Source organism: Paraburkholderia sp. GV068 (assembly GCF_003058125.1).
In the GTDB taxonomy this organism is placed as follows: domain Bacteria; phylum Pseudomonadota; class Gammaproteobacteria; order Burkholderiales; family Burkholderiaceae; genus Paraburkholderia; species Paraburkholderia graminis.
The window spans coordinates 63,624-76,280 of record NZ_QBUB01000009.1; the positions used below are offsets into that span (position 1 = coordinate 63,624).

Annotated in this window: 12 protein-coding genes; 8 read left to right on the forward strand and 4 right to left on the reverse strand. The window is 60.5% G+C overall.

Annotated features, from left to right (window positions below; all coding sequences use genetic code 11):
* The first annotated feature begins 74 nt into the window (after positions 1 to 74).
* A complete protein-coding gene (locus C8K18_RS19105; RefSeq protein ID WP_107708853.1) occupies positions 75 to 1,526 on the forward strand; it encodes a cytochrome ubiquinol oxidase subunit I in 1,452 nt (483 codons plus the stop codon).
* Positions 1,507 to 2,523, forward strand: coding sequence for a cytochrome d ubiquinol oxidase subunit II (gene cydB / locus C8K18_RS19110; protein ID WP_107708855.1), 1,017 nt, complete (start codon positions 1,507 to 1,509; stop codon positions 2,521 to 2,523). Before C8K18_RS19105 ends, cydB begins: the two co-directional genes overlap by 20 nt.
* Positions 2,524 to 2,821: 298 nt before the next feature.
* Here cydB and C8K18_RS19115 read toward each other — a convergent pair whose 3' ends face one another.
* Positions 2,822 to 5,509 (reverse strand): glucose/quinate/shikimate family membrane-bound PQQ-dependent dehydrogenase, encoded by a 2,688-nt coding sequence (locus C8K18_RS19115; protein ID WP_107708857.1) that lies wholly within the window; start codon positions 5,507 to 5,509, stop codon positions 2,822 to 2,824.
* A 164-nt stretch (positions 5,510 to 5,673) separates the two neighbouring features.
* Here C8K18_RS19115 and C8K18_RS19120 point away from each other — a divergent pair, with 164 nt between their 5' ends.
* From C8K18_RS19120 to C8K18_RS19135, 4 genes are all read left to right on the forward strand, one after another.
* Positions 5,674 to 6,081 (forward strand): NUDIX hydrolase, encoded by a 408-nt coding sequence (locus tag C8K18_RS19120; protein WP_044021019.1) that lies wholly within the window; start codon positions 5,674 to 5,676, stop codon positions 6,079 to 6,081.
* Positions 6,082 to 6,154: 73 nt separating this feature from the next.
* On the forward strand, positions 6,155 to 6,382 hold the full coding sequence (locus C8K18_RS19125) for a hypothetical protein (protein ID WP_107708859.1): 228 nt from the start codon (positions 6,155 to 6,157) through the stop codon (positions 6,380 to 6,382).
* A gap of 53 nt (positions 6,383 to 6,435) precedes the next feature.
* Positions 6,436 to 6,969, forward strand: coding sequence for a hypothetical protein (locus tag C8K18_RS19130; protein WP_107708861.1), 534 nt, complete (start codon positions 6,436 to 6,438; stop codon positions 6,967 to 6,969).
* A gap of 94 nt (positions 6,970 to 7,063) precedes the next feature.
* The gene (locus C8K18_RS19135) at positions 7,064 to 7,576 is read left to right on the forward strand and encodes a hemerythrin domain-containing protein (RefSeq protein ID WP_029966258.1); all 513 of its coding nucleotides are present in this window, start codon (positions 7,064 to 7,066) and stop codon (positions 7,574 to 7,576) included.
* Positions 7,577 to 7,688: 112 nt separating this feature from the next.
* Here the strand turns inward: C8K18_RS19135 and C8K18_RS19140 are convergent, their stop codons facing one another.
* On the reverse strand, positions 7,689 to 8,189 hold the full coding sequence (locus C8K18_RS19140; RefSeq protein WP_006049352.1) for a ferritin-like domain-containing protein: 501 nt from the start codon (positions 8,187 to 8,189) through the stop codon (positions 7,689 to 7,691).
* A gap of 170 nt (positions 8,190 to 8,359) precedes the next feature.
* On the opposite strand from C8K18_RS19140, the gene C8K18_RS19145 reads away from it, so the two are divergent.
* Positions 8,360 to 9,235 (forward strand): manganese catalase family protein, encoded by an 876-nt coding sequence (locus tag C8K18_RS19145; protein ID WP_053859466.1) that lies wholly within the window; start codon positions 8,360 to 8,362, stop codon positions 9,233 to 9,235.
* 105 nt (positions 9,236 to 9,340) lie between these two features.
* On the opposite strand, the gene C8K18_RS19150 is transcribed toward C8K18_RS19145, so the two are convergent.
* Both C8K18_RS19150 and C8K18_RS19155 read right to left on the reverse strand, forming a co-directional pair.
* A complete protein-coding gene (locus tag C8K18_RS19150) occupies positions 9,341 to 10,579 on the reverse strand; it encodes a phosphatidylserine decarboxylase family protein (protein WP_107708863.1) in 1,239 nt (412 codons plus the stop codon).
* Positions 10,580 to 10,633: 54 nt separating this feature from the next.
* Positions 10,634 to 11,665, reverse strand: a complete 1,032-nt coding sequence (locus tag C8K18_RS19155; protein WP_107709075.1) for a flavodoxin family protein — start codon at positions 11,663 to 11,665, stop codon at positions 10,634 to 10,636.
* A 177-nt stretch (positions 11,666 to 11,842) separates the two neighbouring features.
* Here C8K18_RS19155 and C8K18_RS19160 point away from each other — a divergent pair, with 177 nt between their 5' ends.
* The gene (locus tag C8K18_RS19160; RefSeq protein ID WP_258196149.1) at positions 11,843 to 12,568 is read left to right on the forward strand and encodes a PIG-L deacetylase family protein; all 726 of its coding nucleotides are present in this window, start codon (positions 11,843 to 11,845) and stop codon (positions 12,566 to 12,568) included.
* The last annotated feature ends 89 nt before the right edge of the window (positions 12,569 to 12,657 follow it).

A 12,657-nucleotide genomic window follows, 5' to 3' on the forward strand; every position in this document is an offset into this window, starting at 1 on the left:
ACCCTGCATGAGCGCTTGCCGGGCGATTGCCCGTTCGTCGATGTCCGCTCACGTCCCTTACTCGAGGTTCCGCGATGCCACCCTCGGTTGACGCTCTCTTTCTCGCCCGCGCGCAATTCGGCTTCACCATCGCCTTTCACATCATTTTTCCGGCGATGTCCATTGGGCTCGCCAGCTATCTCGCGGTTCTCGAAGGTGCGTGGCTCGTCACCGGCAAGCCGGTCTATCTGGCCGTATTTCGCTACTGGCTGACGATTTTCGCCGTGGTGTTCGGCGTGGGTGTGGTGTCGGGCCTCGTCATGTCGTATGAGTTCGGCACCAATTGGGCGGGCTTTGCGTACCGTGCCGGTCCTGTAGTAGGCCCGCTGATGGGCTACGAAGTACTCACCGCATTCTTTCTCGAATCGGGCTTTCTCGGCGTGATGCTGTTCGGCATGAAGCGCGTCGGACCCAGACTGCATTTTCTCGCCACGGCGCTCGTGGCGATCGGCACGTTGATGAGCGCGTTCTGGATTCTGGCCGTCAATTCATGGATGCAAACGCCGCAGGGCTTCACGATGGTGGACGGCCGCTTTTTTCCCGCGGACTGGCTCAGCATCATCTTTAATCCGTCGTTCCCCTATCGGCTCGTGCATATGGTGCTTGCCGCGTATTTGAGCGTGGCATTCATCGTGGGCGCGGTGGGTGCGTGGCACCTGCTGCGCGATTCGAGCAACGAGCCGGCGCGGCTGATGGCTTCGATGGCGTTGTGGATGGCGTGCATCGTCGCGCCGATCCAGATCCTTGCCGGCGACCAGCACGGCGTCAATACGCTCAAGCATCAACCCGCGAAGATCGCCGCACTCGAAGGCGACTGGGAATCGAAACCGGGCCAGCCGCTCATATTGTTCGGCATGCCAAACATGAAGACGGAAACGACCGATTACGCCGTCGAGATTCCGCACCTCGGCGCACTGATTCTTACGCATACATGGAACGGCTCGATTAAGGGGCTGAAGGAATTCCCGCCGGCCGATCGTCCGTTTTCACCTCTTATTTTCTGGACCTTTCGCATCATGGTCGGACTTGGCGTGCTGATGGCGCTGACCGGCTTTGCGAGCCTCGCATTGCGGGCGCGGCATTCGCTTTATCGCGCGCGCTGGCTGCACCGGCTCATGGTCGCGATGGGACCTTCCGGGCTGATCGCGCTGCTGTGCGGCTGGACTGTGACCGAAGTCGGCCGTCAGCCTTACACCGTGTATGGCCACTTGCGTACCGTCGACAGCGTATCGCCCATCGCCGCGCCCGGCGTTGCAACATCGCTCGCGGCTTTCGGCGTGGTCTATCTGATCGTATTCGGCGCGGCAATGGTGTTCCTGTTGCGGCTCATGGCGAGGCCGCCGTCGCTCGCCACCGAAGGGCCCGCGAAGGACAAGCCGCATCGCAGCGCGGGCATCACGCCGGGCCCCGCGCAACGGCAACCAGCATCGGCCTCTAGCGATAACGCTCTTTCACAGGACCCACGCCATGACAGCCGCCACGATTGATCTGCCGCTCATATGGGCCGCGATTCTCGCGTTTGCCGTGCTTGCGTACGTGCTGCTCGACGGCTTCGATCTGGGCGTGGGCATTCTGTTCGCCGTTGAGCGCAATCGGGAAGACCGCGACCTGATGGTCAATTCCATTGCGCCGGTATGGGACGGCAACGAGACATGGCTCGTACTCGGCGGCGGCGGACTCTTTGCCGTTTTTCCGCTCGCCTATTCGATCATTCTGCCCGCGCTCTATCCGCCGATCATCGCAATGCTGCTCGCACTCGTCTTTCGCGGCGTGGCTTTCGAATTCCGTTTTCGCGCGACAGGCCCGGGGCGCATGTGGTGGGACGTCGCCTTCTTTTCCGGCTCCGTCATGGCTGCTTTATGCCAGGGCCTCGTGCTCGGCGGATTGCTTCAGGGCATCCACGTCGAAGGGGTTTCGTATTCCGGCGGCTGGTGGGACTGGCTCACGGGCTTCACCGTGTTGTGCGGACTCGCGGTGATCGTCGGCTATGCGTTGCTGGGTTCTTGCTGGCTCATTTGGCGCACCGAAGGTCCACTGCATGAACGCTGCCGGCGCTACGCGCGCAGCATGGCCGTGGCGGTACTCGCGCTCATCGTGGTGGTCACGCTATGGACGCCGATGCTGCAAGGCTCACTCGCCGAGCGCTGGTTCCGCTGGCCCGCGATTGCATTCACGGCGCCAGTGCCGATCTTGCTGGTTCTTCTCGCGGCCGGCTTCTGGCGCAGTCTGTCGGCGCGCAGGCATGTACTGCCCTTGCTGTTTGCCTATGGCATTTTCATTCTTTGCTATGCGGGACTTCTCATCAGCCTCTATCCGAACCTGGTGCCGCCCGCCATTTCTTTCCGCGATGCCGCTGCGCCGCACTCGAGCCTGCTATTTCTTCTGGTAGGCGCTGCGATTACCGTACCGATGATTCTCGGCTATACCGTCTACGCGTATTCCGTCTTCAAAGGCAAAATGCGCCCCGGCGAGGGATACCACTGACATGTGGCGACGATTCGCATGGTTCGTCGGTTTATGGATGCTGGGCGTGGCCACGGTAGGCCTAATAGCAGGCGTATTGAAAGTTATATTACGCGCGGCTGCGCATTAACTCTTTTGTGGAACGGGTTCTTCAATTGTGCCCGGTGAAATGTTTGCTCGCCGACGCGTAACGTTTTCAAGTTTTTGTCGATAGTCGCGCGTTGCGAATGCGTATTGCGTACTGCGTATTGCGCCGGCGAATACGAGGGAGTTCTTCCTCGTACTCGCCGGCGCTCTGGTCTTCAATGCAAACCCTTGATTACGGCAGCGTGTACGCGATCACATAGTCGCCCTGCTTCGTGCCGAGCGAGCCGTGGCCGCCCGCCGTGACGAGTACATACTGCTTGCCATTGCTGTCCGCGTAGGTCATCGGCGTAGCCTGGCCGCCTGCGGGCAAGCGCGCCTCCCACAAGCGCTCGCCGTTACGCACGTCATACGCGCGCAAATAGTAGTCGAGCGTACCCGAGAGGAACGCGACGCCGCCGGCGGTCGTCACCATGCCGCCGAGACTCGGCACGCCGAGCGGCATCGGAATCGGCAAAGGCGCGCTATCGCGGATCGTACCGTTCTTGTGCTCCCACACAATGTTGTTGGTGCGCAGATCGACGCCCGCGACATAACCCCACGGCGGCGCCTGGCACGGAATGCCGAGCGGCGAAAGAAATGCGTTGATCTCGAATCCATACGGCGTGCCGCGAGCGAGCTTGATGCCGCTCGTTTCGCTGCCCTTCTTCTCGCCGTTGTCCGACGGAATCTGCGAACGCGGTATCAGCTTCGAAGTAAAGGCCATGTAACTCGGATTCGCGATGAGTATTTGCCGCACCGGGTCCACCGCGACACCGCCCCAATCGAATACACCGAAATTGCCCGGAAATACGAGCGATCCCTGTTCCGAAGGCGGCGTAAACATGCCGTCGTAACGCAACGATTTGAATTTGACGCGGCACCACAACTGATCGAAAGGATTAGTGCCCCACATGTCGCGTTCGCGCACTTTCGGCGGCTTGAAGTTAAGTGCGGAGAACGGCTGCGTCGGCGATGTGTGGTCGCCCGACGCGGCGCCTTGCGGCACGGGTTCTTCTGTAATAGGCACGATAGGCTTGCCGGTCTCGCGGTTCAGCACATAAATGCTGCCCTGTTTCGTCGATGCAATTAGCGCAGGCTGCACGCCGCCTGCCGTCTGCAAATCGATTAGCGAAGGTTGGCCGCCGACGTCCATATCCCACAGATCGTGATGCGTGAATTGATAATTCCAGCGCATCTTGCCGGTTGCGAGGTCGAGTGCAACCACGCCTGCTGCCACTTTCTCGGAAGCCGGCGTGCGCAATCCGCCCCATTGGTCCGGCGTCTGATTGCCGAGCGGCAGATAGACCATGCCGAGCTTCTCGTCGACGCTGAACACCGACCACATATTCGGCGAATTGCGAACATATGTCTGGTTGGGGCCAACGGGCTGCGTCGCGTCCGGATTGCCCGCGTCCCAGTTCCACACGAGATGGCCGTCATGCACGTCGAATGCACGCGTGACGCCGGAGGGTTCGTTGGTCGATTCGTTATCGGTGACGTGACCGCTGATAATCACGAGATCGCGCGTGACCGCCGGCGGCGATGTCGAGTAATAACCGCCCGGTGTGAACGGGCCGATGTTCGTGCGCAGGTCGATCTGACCGTTATTGCCGAAGTGCGTGCACGGTTGTCCCGTGTCCGCATTGAGCGCGATGAGGCGCGCGTCGGCGGTCGGCAGGAAGATGCGGCGCGGGCATTCGGCGCTGGCTGCAGCGTTGGTGCTGGCGTTGGCTGTCTGCTGCGTGGCGGCGGCAGTATCGCTCGCAGTAGTCGCAGCCGATGCGGATTGCGTAGTGTCAGCCGCCGCGGAAGCCGCGTTCGCCGATTCGGTGCTTGCCGATGCGGCGTCGGCCGCAGGCGTCGATGCAGCCGCGCCGGAAGATGCATCCGCAGTCACGCTTGCAGTCGCGCCCGAAGCCGCAGCCGCATTCGAGGCCGCATTTGAAGCCACATTCTCACCAGTGCTCGTGCCCGGCGCAGAAGCCCCCGCTGCATTTTCCGCGGCCCCGGTCGTCGCATTCGCCGAATACATCGCGTCGTCGTGATACGACACGCCGCGGCATGTCATATGTTCCCAGTGCTTGAAACCGACGGGACTCTGGATATGCGGATCGTAGCGCCACAGTTCTTTGCCCGACGCGGGATCGAGTGCAATCACGATACTGTGCGGCGTGCAGAGGAACAATTTGTTGCCTACCTTGATGGGTGTATTTTCATCGGTCGTTTCAGTCGGGTCGCCCGGACCCGGCTTGTCGCCGGTCTGGAATTGCCAGGCGACCTTCAATTGCCGCGCATTTTCAGGGGTGATCTGCGTAAGCGGCGAATAGCGCTGACCGAACGGCGAGCCGCCATAGTCGGTCCAGTCGCCGGCCTGGCGGTTCGCATCGCCGGCAAGCGTCGCGCTCGGCGCCGCGGCGGTGGAAGCCAGCGTGCCGGGGCGATCGTACGGATGATTGAATGCGGTGCCGATGCCAAGCAGCACCGTCACGATCACGGCCGCAGCCAACGGCACCACGCCCTCGCGATGCGCGGCCGGCGGCCCGAACACCAGTTTGCCCGCGACGGGCGGCAACAGCAGCCACAATGCGAGCACCAGCCACACCCACAAACGCGGCAGCAATTGCCAGAAATCGAAGCGTGCTTCCGTGACCGCCCAAATGGTCGAACCGAATAGAACGAGCGCGAACAACCAGAGCGCCGACCGCCGGCGAATGAACAGCAGCACACCGGTCAGCGCGATCGCAATGCCCGTTATGACGTAATACCAGGAGCCGCCAAGCGTGACCAGCGGGACTCCGCCCGCGGCTAACGCCAAACCGATAATGATAAATACGATACCAGGGACCGCGAGCGCGGGGGGAAACCGATGCGGCTTCGACATGTTCGCCACCTCTACAGACAATGATTCAAATTGAATTGCAACAATAGCCCACCCATGCAGGCTCGGAAGACGCTGCCCTGCGAGTAGCATTTGTGGTTCCCGGACGCTTGCCGGGAAGGCATAGTGCATGCTTTGTAAGGTCGCCCTTTCTTGCCCGATATCCGATGAAGCAGCGAGCCACCATACTCTGTCTACGCGCCAATAGCATCCTCCTCGTCGCGAGATCGAATGGAAGATGGGCGCTGCCCGGCGGCCGATGCAAGCCTGGCGAATCGGTCGCGGCAGCGGCCATTCGCGAACTTCTGGAAGAAACGCAATTGACCGATCTCGCGCTTCACTACATCTTCGAATTCTGGGGCGCGCGCACTCGCCACTATGTATTCGCCGCGCGTATTCCCGATGACATCGAGCCTGTTCCGGGCCGAGAGATCAGCCGGTGCCGCTGGGTTCGCGCGAAAGACATCCATTCCGCATGGGTCAGCGTATCGACGCGCGGAATCGTTCAGGTACTGCTTGGCGAAGGCAGTCCTGTGGGCCCCGCGCGAAGGTCGAGCCCGTTGCGTGTTTTCTGAGCGCCGCATTTGACGCGCGTGGCACAAGCGTTGCATCGCGAAGCTTGTCGCCTACTCACTCACGGAGTTTCAAATGGCAGGAGATAACTCGTTCAAGCCCGGCGAAATCGTCAAGACGTCCGGCATCTATGCAGTCGTTCATGACGACGGCAAGGAAACATTCGAAGTGACCTGCGTAGAAGGAGAACATTTTCCGCCGACGCGCAGCGGCAAAGGCGCCCACTTCGAACTCAAATACGCGGCCACTCATGCGCATCGTCATGGCGAGCTGAAAGGCAGCGAAGCGCGACAGGCTGTTTAAAGAACTCAAGCCACTGAACTCGCGCGCGCTCTATCGGCCAGGAGGCGAGACCGGTGCCCAAAGCTTCCGCCACACCATTCGCTCTCGCCGAGCGCGCGATCATCAGTCTGTATGACGGCGGCGTACTGTCGCCCGCCGTCCTCGAACGGCTTATCGCATCGTTCGCCACGGCGAATCCCGACTGGGACACCGAGCCGACAGAGCGCTCCGTCGACGGACGCTCGCTTCACGAAGTCGTCGCTCTGACCATGCTGCCGGGCGAATCGCTGCGGGCGGAGCGCAAGTCGTTCATGTCCATCGTTGAACATATTGCGGGCGCGCCGAAAACGAAAAAGACAAGCCGTGCAGCGAGCAAAGTCAAAGAAGAAGTCGAGGAAGAAGAGCCGGCAGAAGAAGACGACGAAGACAGCGCCGAACTCGCGAGGCAATTATCCGGCGGCACACGCGGTACGCGCGGTACATCGTCTAACGGGCGACGCGGCTCCGCGAAGAGCGAAGACGCCGACACGTCCGCACGCAAGCCTGCTGGAAGGGCCGCATTCAATCCGCTCGTGAATGCCGCGGCGCCGCGCAAGAGCAAAAGCTGACTGTTGGCAGAGAGCCGCCCGCCAACGGGCACAATGCTTGCGATGCTTCGCTCAGACATGCCGCCACGCGGCGGCGTCCAACATGGAGAGCGACATGCCGGAACAACAACCAACCCCCAACACCGACGACGCACTGGAATTACTGATCGCGGACCATCGCGCGGTCGAAAAGCTTTTCACCGCATTCAAGCAGGCCAAAGAGGACGATCTCGAAGCGAAAGCCACCCTCGCCCAACGCGCGTGTGAAGAACTGACTATTCACACCATCATCGAGGAAGAACTTCTTTATCCGGCCGCGGGTAAAGCGCTTCCGTCAAGCGATGTCGTCGATGTCGAGGAAGCCTACGTCGAGCACTTCCTCGTGAAGACGCTAATCAGCAAATTCGAAACGCTGAAGGCGGGCGATAAGGGCTTCGACGCGACTTTCAAGGTGATGAGCGAAATGGTGCAACATCACGTCGAGGAAGAAGAGAACGAGCTATTCCCCGAATTGCGCAAGGCCAATCTCGACGTCAAAGGGCTCGGCCAGAAGATCGCGAAGCGCAAGACGGAGTTGCAAGGCAAACTCGACCAGGTAGGAAGCCGCGCTGTGGGCGATAAAACCTGATACAGGTTCCGCGCCGCGCGGTGCGTCGCCGCGTATTGCCATAAAAAATCCCGCCCTGAAACGGGCGGGATTTCGCTCGTCATTCGACGGGAACCGCGCTGCTTACCGCTGCTTACTTCTGCTGCTTTGCCTTCTCGTTGCCGGCGCGCTCCGCGAATTCGGTGAGCTTCAGATCCGTAGCCTTTTCTTCTTCCAACGTTTCCTTCAGCAGATTAACCGCCTCGGTAAAGCCCAACTGCTTGCCGATCGCGCAGAGACTGCCGTACGACGCGATTTCGTAGTGCTCCACCTTCTGCGCGGCCGCGACGAGACCCGCGTCGAGCACCGGTCCTCTTTCGATTTCGTCGATGAGTTCCTGGCCTTCTTCGATCAGCCCTTCCATCGCGACGCACTTCATTCTTTTCAACTTCACGCCACAACTTTCTACAACCTTGTCGATTCTTTCCACCTGTCCCTGCGTTTCCTCCAGGTGAACCTTGAATGCCTCGCTCAATTGCGGATCGGACGCAGCGCGCGAGAGCTTCGCCAGTGCTTTGGTCAGTTGCTTCTCGGCGCTGTAGATATCCGACAGCATGTGAACGAACAGATCATCGACAGTCTTTCGCTGTGTCATATGCAACTCCCAAGGTAGTGGTTAGGAGCCCTGCATCGCGCAACGGGTGTGCCTGGCGAAGCGGACGGGCATGTGATTGACCGTAGCGCGTCGCATTCGCACCAGGTACGGCGCATGCGCAGGCAAGCGTGCAGTCCAACGTTTCCCAACCATACTCAACGGAGAAGCCAATGTTCGTTCACAACAAGCGACTTCAATACACCGTGCGTGTCGCCGCCCCTAATCCGGGCCTCGCCAACCTGATGCTCGAGCAATTCGGCGGGCCCCAGGGCGAGTTGGCAGCCGCGTGCCGGTACTTCACCCAGGCCGTCGCTGAAGACGATCCGGGCCGCAAGGATTTGCTGTTCGACATCGCCACGGAAGAGTTGAGCCACCTCGAAGTGATCGGCTCGATCGTCGCCATGTTGAACAAGGGTGCGAAAGGCCAACTGGCCGAAGGCGTCGAGCAGGAAGCGGAGTTGTATCGTTCGCTGACGGGCGGGGGCAACGACTCGCACACGACCGCGCTGCTGTACGGCGGCGGGCCTCCGCTGACGAACTCCGCGGGCGTGCCGTGGACGGCCGCGTATATCGACACGATCGGCGAGCCGACCGCCGATCTGCGCTCGAACATCGCCGCGGAAGCGCGCGCCAAGATCGTCTATGAGCGGCTGCTGAATATCACGGACGATCCGGGCATCAAGGACGCACTCGGCTTTCTGATGACGCGCGAAATCGCTCACCAGAAGTCGTTCGAAAAAGCGCTGCATTCTATCCAGCCGAACTTCCCGCAGGGCAAGCTGCCGGGCGTTCCAGAATTTACAAACGTGTACTACAACATGTCCTCGGGCGAAGGCGACGCACGCGGTCCATGGAACGAAGGGCCGGAATGGGAATTCGTGGAAGCGCCGCAACCGGCGGTGGACGGCGGCGACGGTTTGCCGTCGGTGAACGTGACGCAAGCGGACGTCGAAGTACTCGGCGCGCTGGCTTCGCGAACCGCTTCGAACACTGCGACCGATCCGGTGACGGGAGCAGATCTTGGATCGGGTAAGCAGCCGGGTTGAGTTCCGATCCGCTATTTGAGAAGTCGCTTGTAATAAGAAAATGCCGCGGAGCGAGTCGCGCTTCGCGGCATTTGAACGTCACTAACGAACCAACGCTTCGTTTCGCTAGCGCGCCGTCGCAACGTGCGTTTTCACCTTGATTGACGATGCGTTGTCGAATGGGGGCTGCGGAACGAAACTGCTGATCACGTCCCGCTCGAATACGAGGCAGCACGTCGAACCGCCGTACTGGAAAAAGCCTATTTCGTCGCCCTTTGAAACCCGCTGACCCGGCAGTGCTTCGATGATGCACGACGATACATCGGCCATACCGACAAATACGCAGCCCACCTGGCCAATGGCTGGATCGTCGCTTTCGATCACGATGATTGCCCGTGCCGCCAGCGCGGTAATGTACCCCTGCGAGTCGTTAAGACCGCCGGGATCGCGGCCTTCCGCATCGGCGTCCGAGTAATAGGTGCCGTCCAGTGCATAAGCTTTTTTAATGACGCCCGCGATCGGCGCATGCCAGCGGTGGTAATCGAATGCACTGAGAAAGCACTGGTAAATGGAACCGCCGACAAAACGCTGCGCAAGCTCCCGCTGGCCGGCCGAAAAGATGTCCAGCAGTGAATAAGGCTGCGCCTTGATCCAGAAACTGTCGGTGAGTTTGACGTCTCTCTGGATGTTATACGGAGCCGCCTCGCAGGGACTGACAATGATCTTGTCGTTATCCGGCTGATCCACTGGCCGCTCGCCCTCGCGAAAGCGGCGCGTGAAGAAGTCGTTCCATGAAGAGAAGCCCCAATACGGCTTGTCCGGATCACACACGAACTGCGAAAGGTTGATCTTCTCGTCGGCCTCGGGCGAGAACCATCCGTTCGGGGGCGACGTATTCAGATGCTCGCGCGAATGCGGTCCGCTCAGGAATCCGCACCAGCAATCAAGCACACGCTTGATCTGCTGATTGAACGCAGGGTCGCGAAACAGCGCATAACCGGAGGGCATGCACATCGGCCAATCGAGTACCGCATTCAACGGGCAGTGAATCAGGCTCTTTTCGCTGAACGGCGGCGCATAAGTCATCAGATAGTCGATGATGACCATCAACTCTTCTATCGACGAATAGCCGAGTACATAGCCCTTATCGCGCGCCTGATTGATAGCCCGCGTCATATCCATGCGAAGAACCGGATCGCCGTCGAGGAGCGCGGCGAGCTGTTCGACCGCTGCCGTGCGCGGCGCATGCGCCGCACGGGCGCGAGCTTTTTCCGCGAGGTCGGTGCGGTATTGCGCGAGTTGCTCCTCATTGCTCGGCAGCCACCCACCGAGCCGGCGCCGTTCGTCCGCTTCCTTGTCTGTCATGCTTACCCTTCCCTATTGCGTTAAACGTTGATGAAACACTGCGACGACGGGCGCCTATTTCGCGCGCGGCGTTTGCAACGCGTCGTCGGGCTGCTTATATCCGTTGCGAATCTGCTCGACGCGCTCGGCGACCGCCTGCGCCACATTCACGACTTCCTGCTGCATAGCCTCGTCGCGATCGAGGGCCGCGTGGCTCGTCGCATAAGGCTCGTAATAGCCGATAAAGCGGTCGAGCCGCGACTTCGGACCGGCTTCTATCAGTCCCATCCAGTCGAGCCAATCGCTCAGCGCACGGCGCGATCCTTCGATACCGGCAACATCGCCATGTACTACGAGGCCATAAGCCCTGCCCGCCAGATGCTTGGGATAGTCCCAGCCGGCAAGCTCGATTTTCTTCGCCTCCTCGGGCGTCTTGCCGTGCGTCGAGGTGGGATCGGGATTGCCGCCGTCCGCGCAAACGAGGCGATCCATTAGCAGCTTGAGCGGGCTCGCGACCTGATACCAATAGACAGGGGTGACGAAAATCACACCATGCGCGGCCGCAAAGCGCTCGTAAATCTCGTTCATCCAGTCGTTCACGAGACCGAGCGAGTGATTCGGATAGCAACTGCATGGCCAGTGGCAAAGCGGCATCGCCGTCGAGACACAGCCTTTGCAGGGATGAATATGCAGATCGCGATCGGAATTCAGGCGCGACAGATCGAGGAAGTCGACGTCGAACGCTCGCCGCTCGAGCGCGCCTTGCGCGATTTTCCCGAGGCGGAAGCTCTTCGACATTTCGCTGGGGCACGTATAGTCGTTTCGCGACGAGGCATTCACGATGAGCACGCGCGAACGGCCAGCCGGGTCGCGCTGCCGGACTTGCGCGGCCTTGATGCGCTCGCTCGCCGCGCGCCATTCGACGGACAGTTCGTAGTCGGGATCGGCATAGCCCGCGCCGGCCTTCGCCGTTATCGGCGATTTACGCGCGTGCGAATAGGCGTCCCACGCTATCGCTTCGAGCCGCGCGAGCGCCTCGTCTTCCGCGCGGAATGCGGGGTCGTAGAAGCGCGCCATAAAACGTTCGCGAAAGACTTCGCGCGGCAGCTTCTCCGTGATCTGCCCGCGGCGGACTTCGACGGGCACCACCGCTATCGACGGGTTCTTTGCTTCGCTCACGTGGTCTCATGCAAAAAACGGTACGACGACCAAGCGAGCAACTAGCATTCCCGGATGCGATCGCGGCCACGACGTAGCGGAGCCAGGCCTGGCATTTGCTTCGGAATGCGCTGCCCCGCTCCTGACAACTTACATCAAAGAATGATGCAATCACGCGCCCGCCTACTCGTCGTTTCTCCGCATCTGGACGATGCCGTATTGAGCTGTGGACTGCTGCTGACAGCGAGCCCGTCCGCCATTGTCTGCACCGTTTTCACTGCGCCGCCAGGCGAGAACATGTCGACCGACTGGGATCGGCAATCGGGATTCAAAGACGCGTTCGAAGCAATGCAAGCGCGCAAACAGGAAGACGCCCATGCTCTGGAAATGCTGGGCGCCCGGCCCGTCCATCTTCCGTTTTGCGACGCGCAATACCTTCACACTCCGTCGCGCGATGAATTGGCCGAAGCACTGCGCCACACGCTCCATGCGTATCAACCCGAAAACGTCATGGTCCCGCTCGGCCTCTTTCACTCCGATCACACACTGGTATCGGATGCCTGTCTTTCGTTAATCGCCGGGATGGGCGACGCGGTACTCCACGCCTACGAAGAGATTCCGTATCGACGAATGGAACACGCGGTTCCCGATCGCATTGAAGAACTGACGAAGCGCGGTTACCTGCTGAGTCCCGCCGACGACCTCGCCGCGGCCGCGCGCCAATCCGTTTCGCATGAACAGATGAAGCGCGAAGCGATTGCTGCTTATGCGAGCCAACTACGCGCATTCGGCCCTGATGCCGAAACCACGCTCTGTTGCGAGGAAAAGTACTGGCGGCTACAACGAGCGTGAAGAAAAACCGCAGGCCAAACCTGAAGCCAGTTGAAAGCGAACGGCACATCGTTTGCTTGAAGCGGGAATCGCCCCGTCAAGAACAAAGA

Bases quoted from the DNA above. Each gene is read 5' to 3' on its own strand.
- C8K18_RS19105 (WP_107708853.1), top strand. From the start codon at position 75: ATGCCACCCTCGGTTGACGCTCTCTTTCTCGCCCGCGCGCAATTCGGC.
- cydB (WP_107708855.1), top strand. From the start codon at position 1,507: ATGACAGCCGCCACGATTGATCTGCCGCTCATATGGGCCGCGATTCTC.
- C8K18_RS19115 (WP_107708857.1), bottom strand. From the start codon at position 5,509: ATGTCGAAGCCGCATCGGTTTCCCCCCGCGCTCGCGGTCCCTGGTATC.
- C8K18_RS19120 (WP_044021019.1), top strand. From the start codon at position 5,674: ATGAAGCAGCGAGCCACCATACTCTGTCTACGCGCCAATAGCATCCTC.
- C8K18_RS19125 (WP_107708859.1), top strand. From the start codon at position 6,155: ATGGCAGGAGATAACTCGTTCAAGCCCGGCGAAATCGTCAAGACGTCC.
- C8K18_RS19135 (WP_029966258.1), top strand. From the start codon at position 7,064: ATGCCGGAACAACAACCAACCCCCAACACCGACGACGCACTGGAATTA.
- C8K18_RS19140 (WP_006049352.1), bottom strand. From the start codon at position 8,189: ATGACACAGCGAAAGACTGTCGATGATCTGTTCGTTCACATGCTGTCG.
- C8K18_RS19145 (WP_053859466.1), top strand. From the start codon at position 8,360: ATGTTCGTTCACAACAAGCGACTTCAATACACCGTGCGTGTCGCCGCC.
- C8K18_RS19150 (WP_107708863.1), bottom strand. From the start codon at position 10,579: ATGACAGACAAGGAAGCGGACGAACGGCGCCGGCTCGGTGGGTGGCTG.
- C8K18_RS19160 (WP_258196149.1), top strand. From the start codon at position 11,843: ATGCGCTGCCCCGCTCCTGACAACTTACATCAAAGAATGATGCAATCA.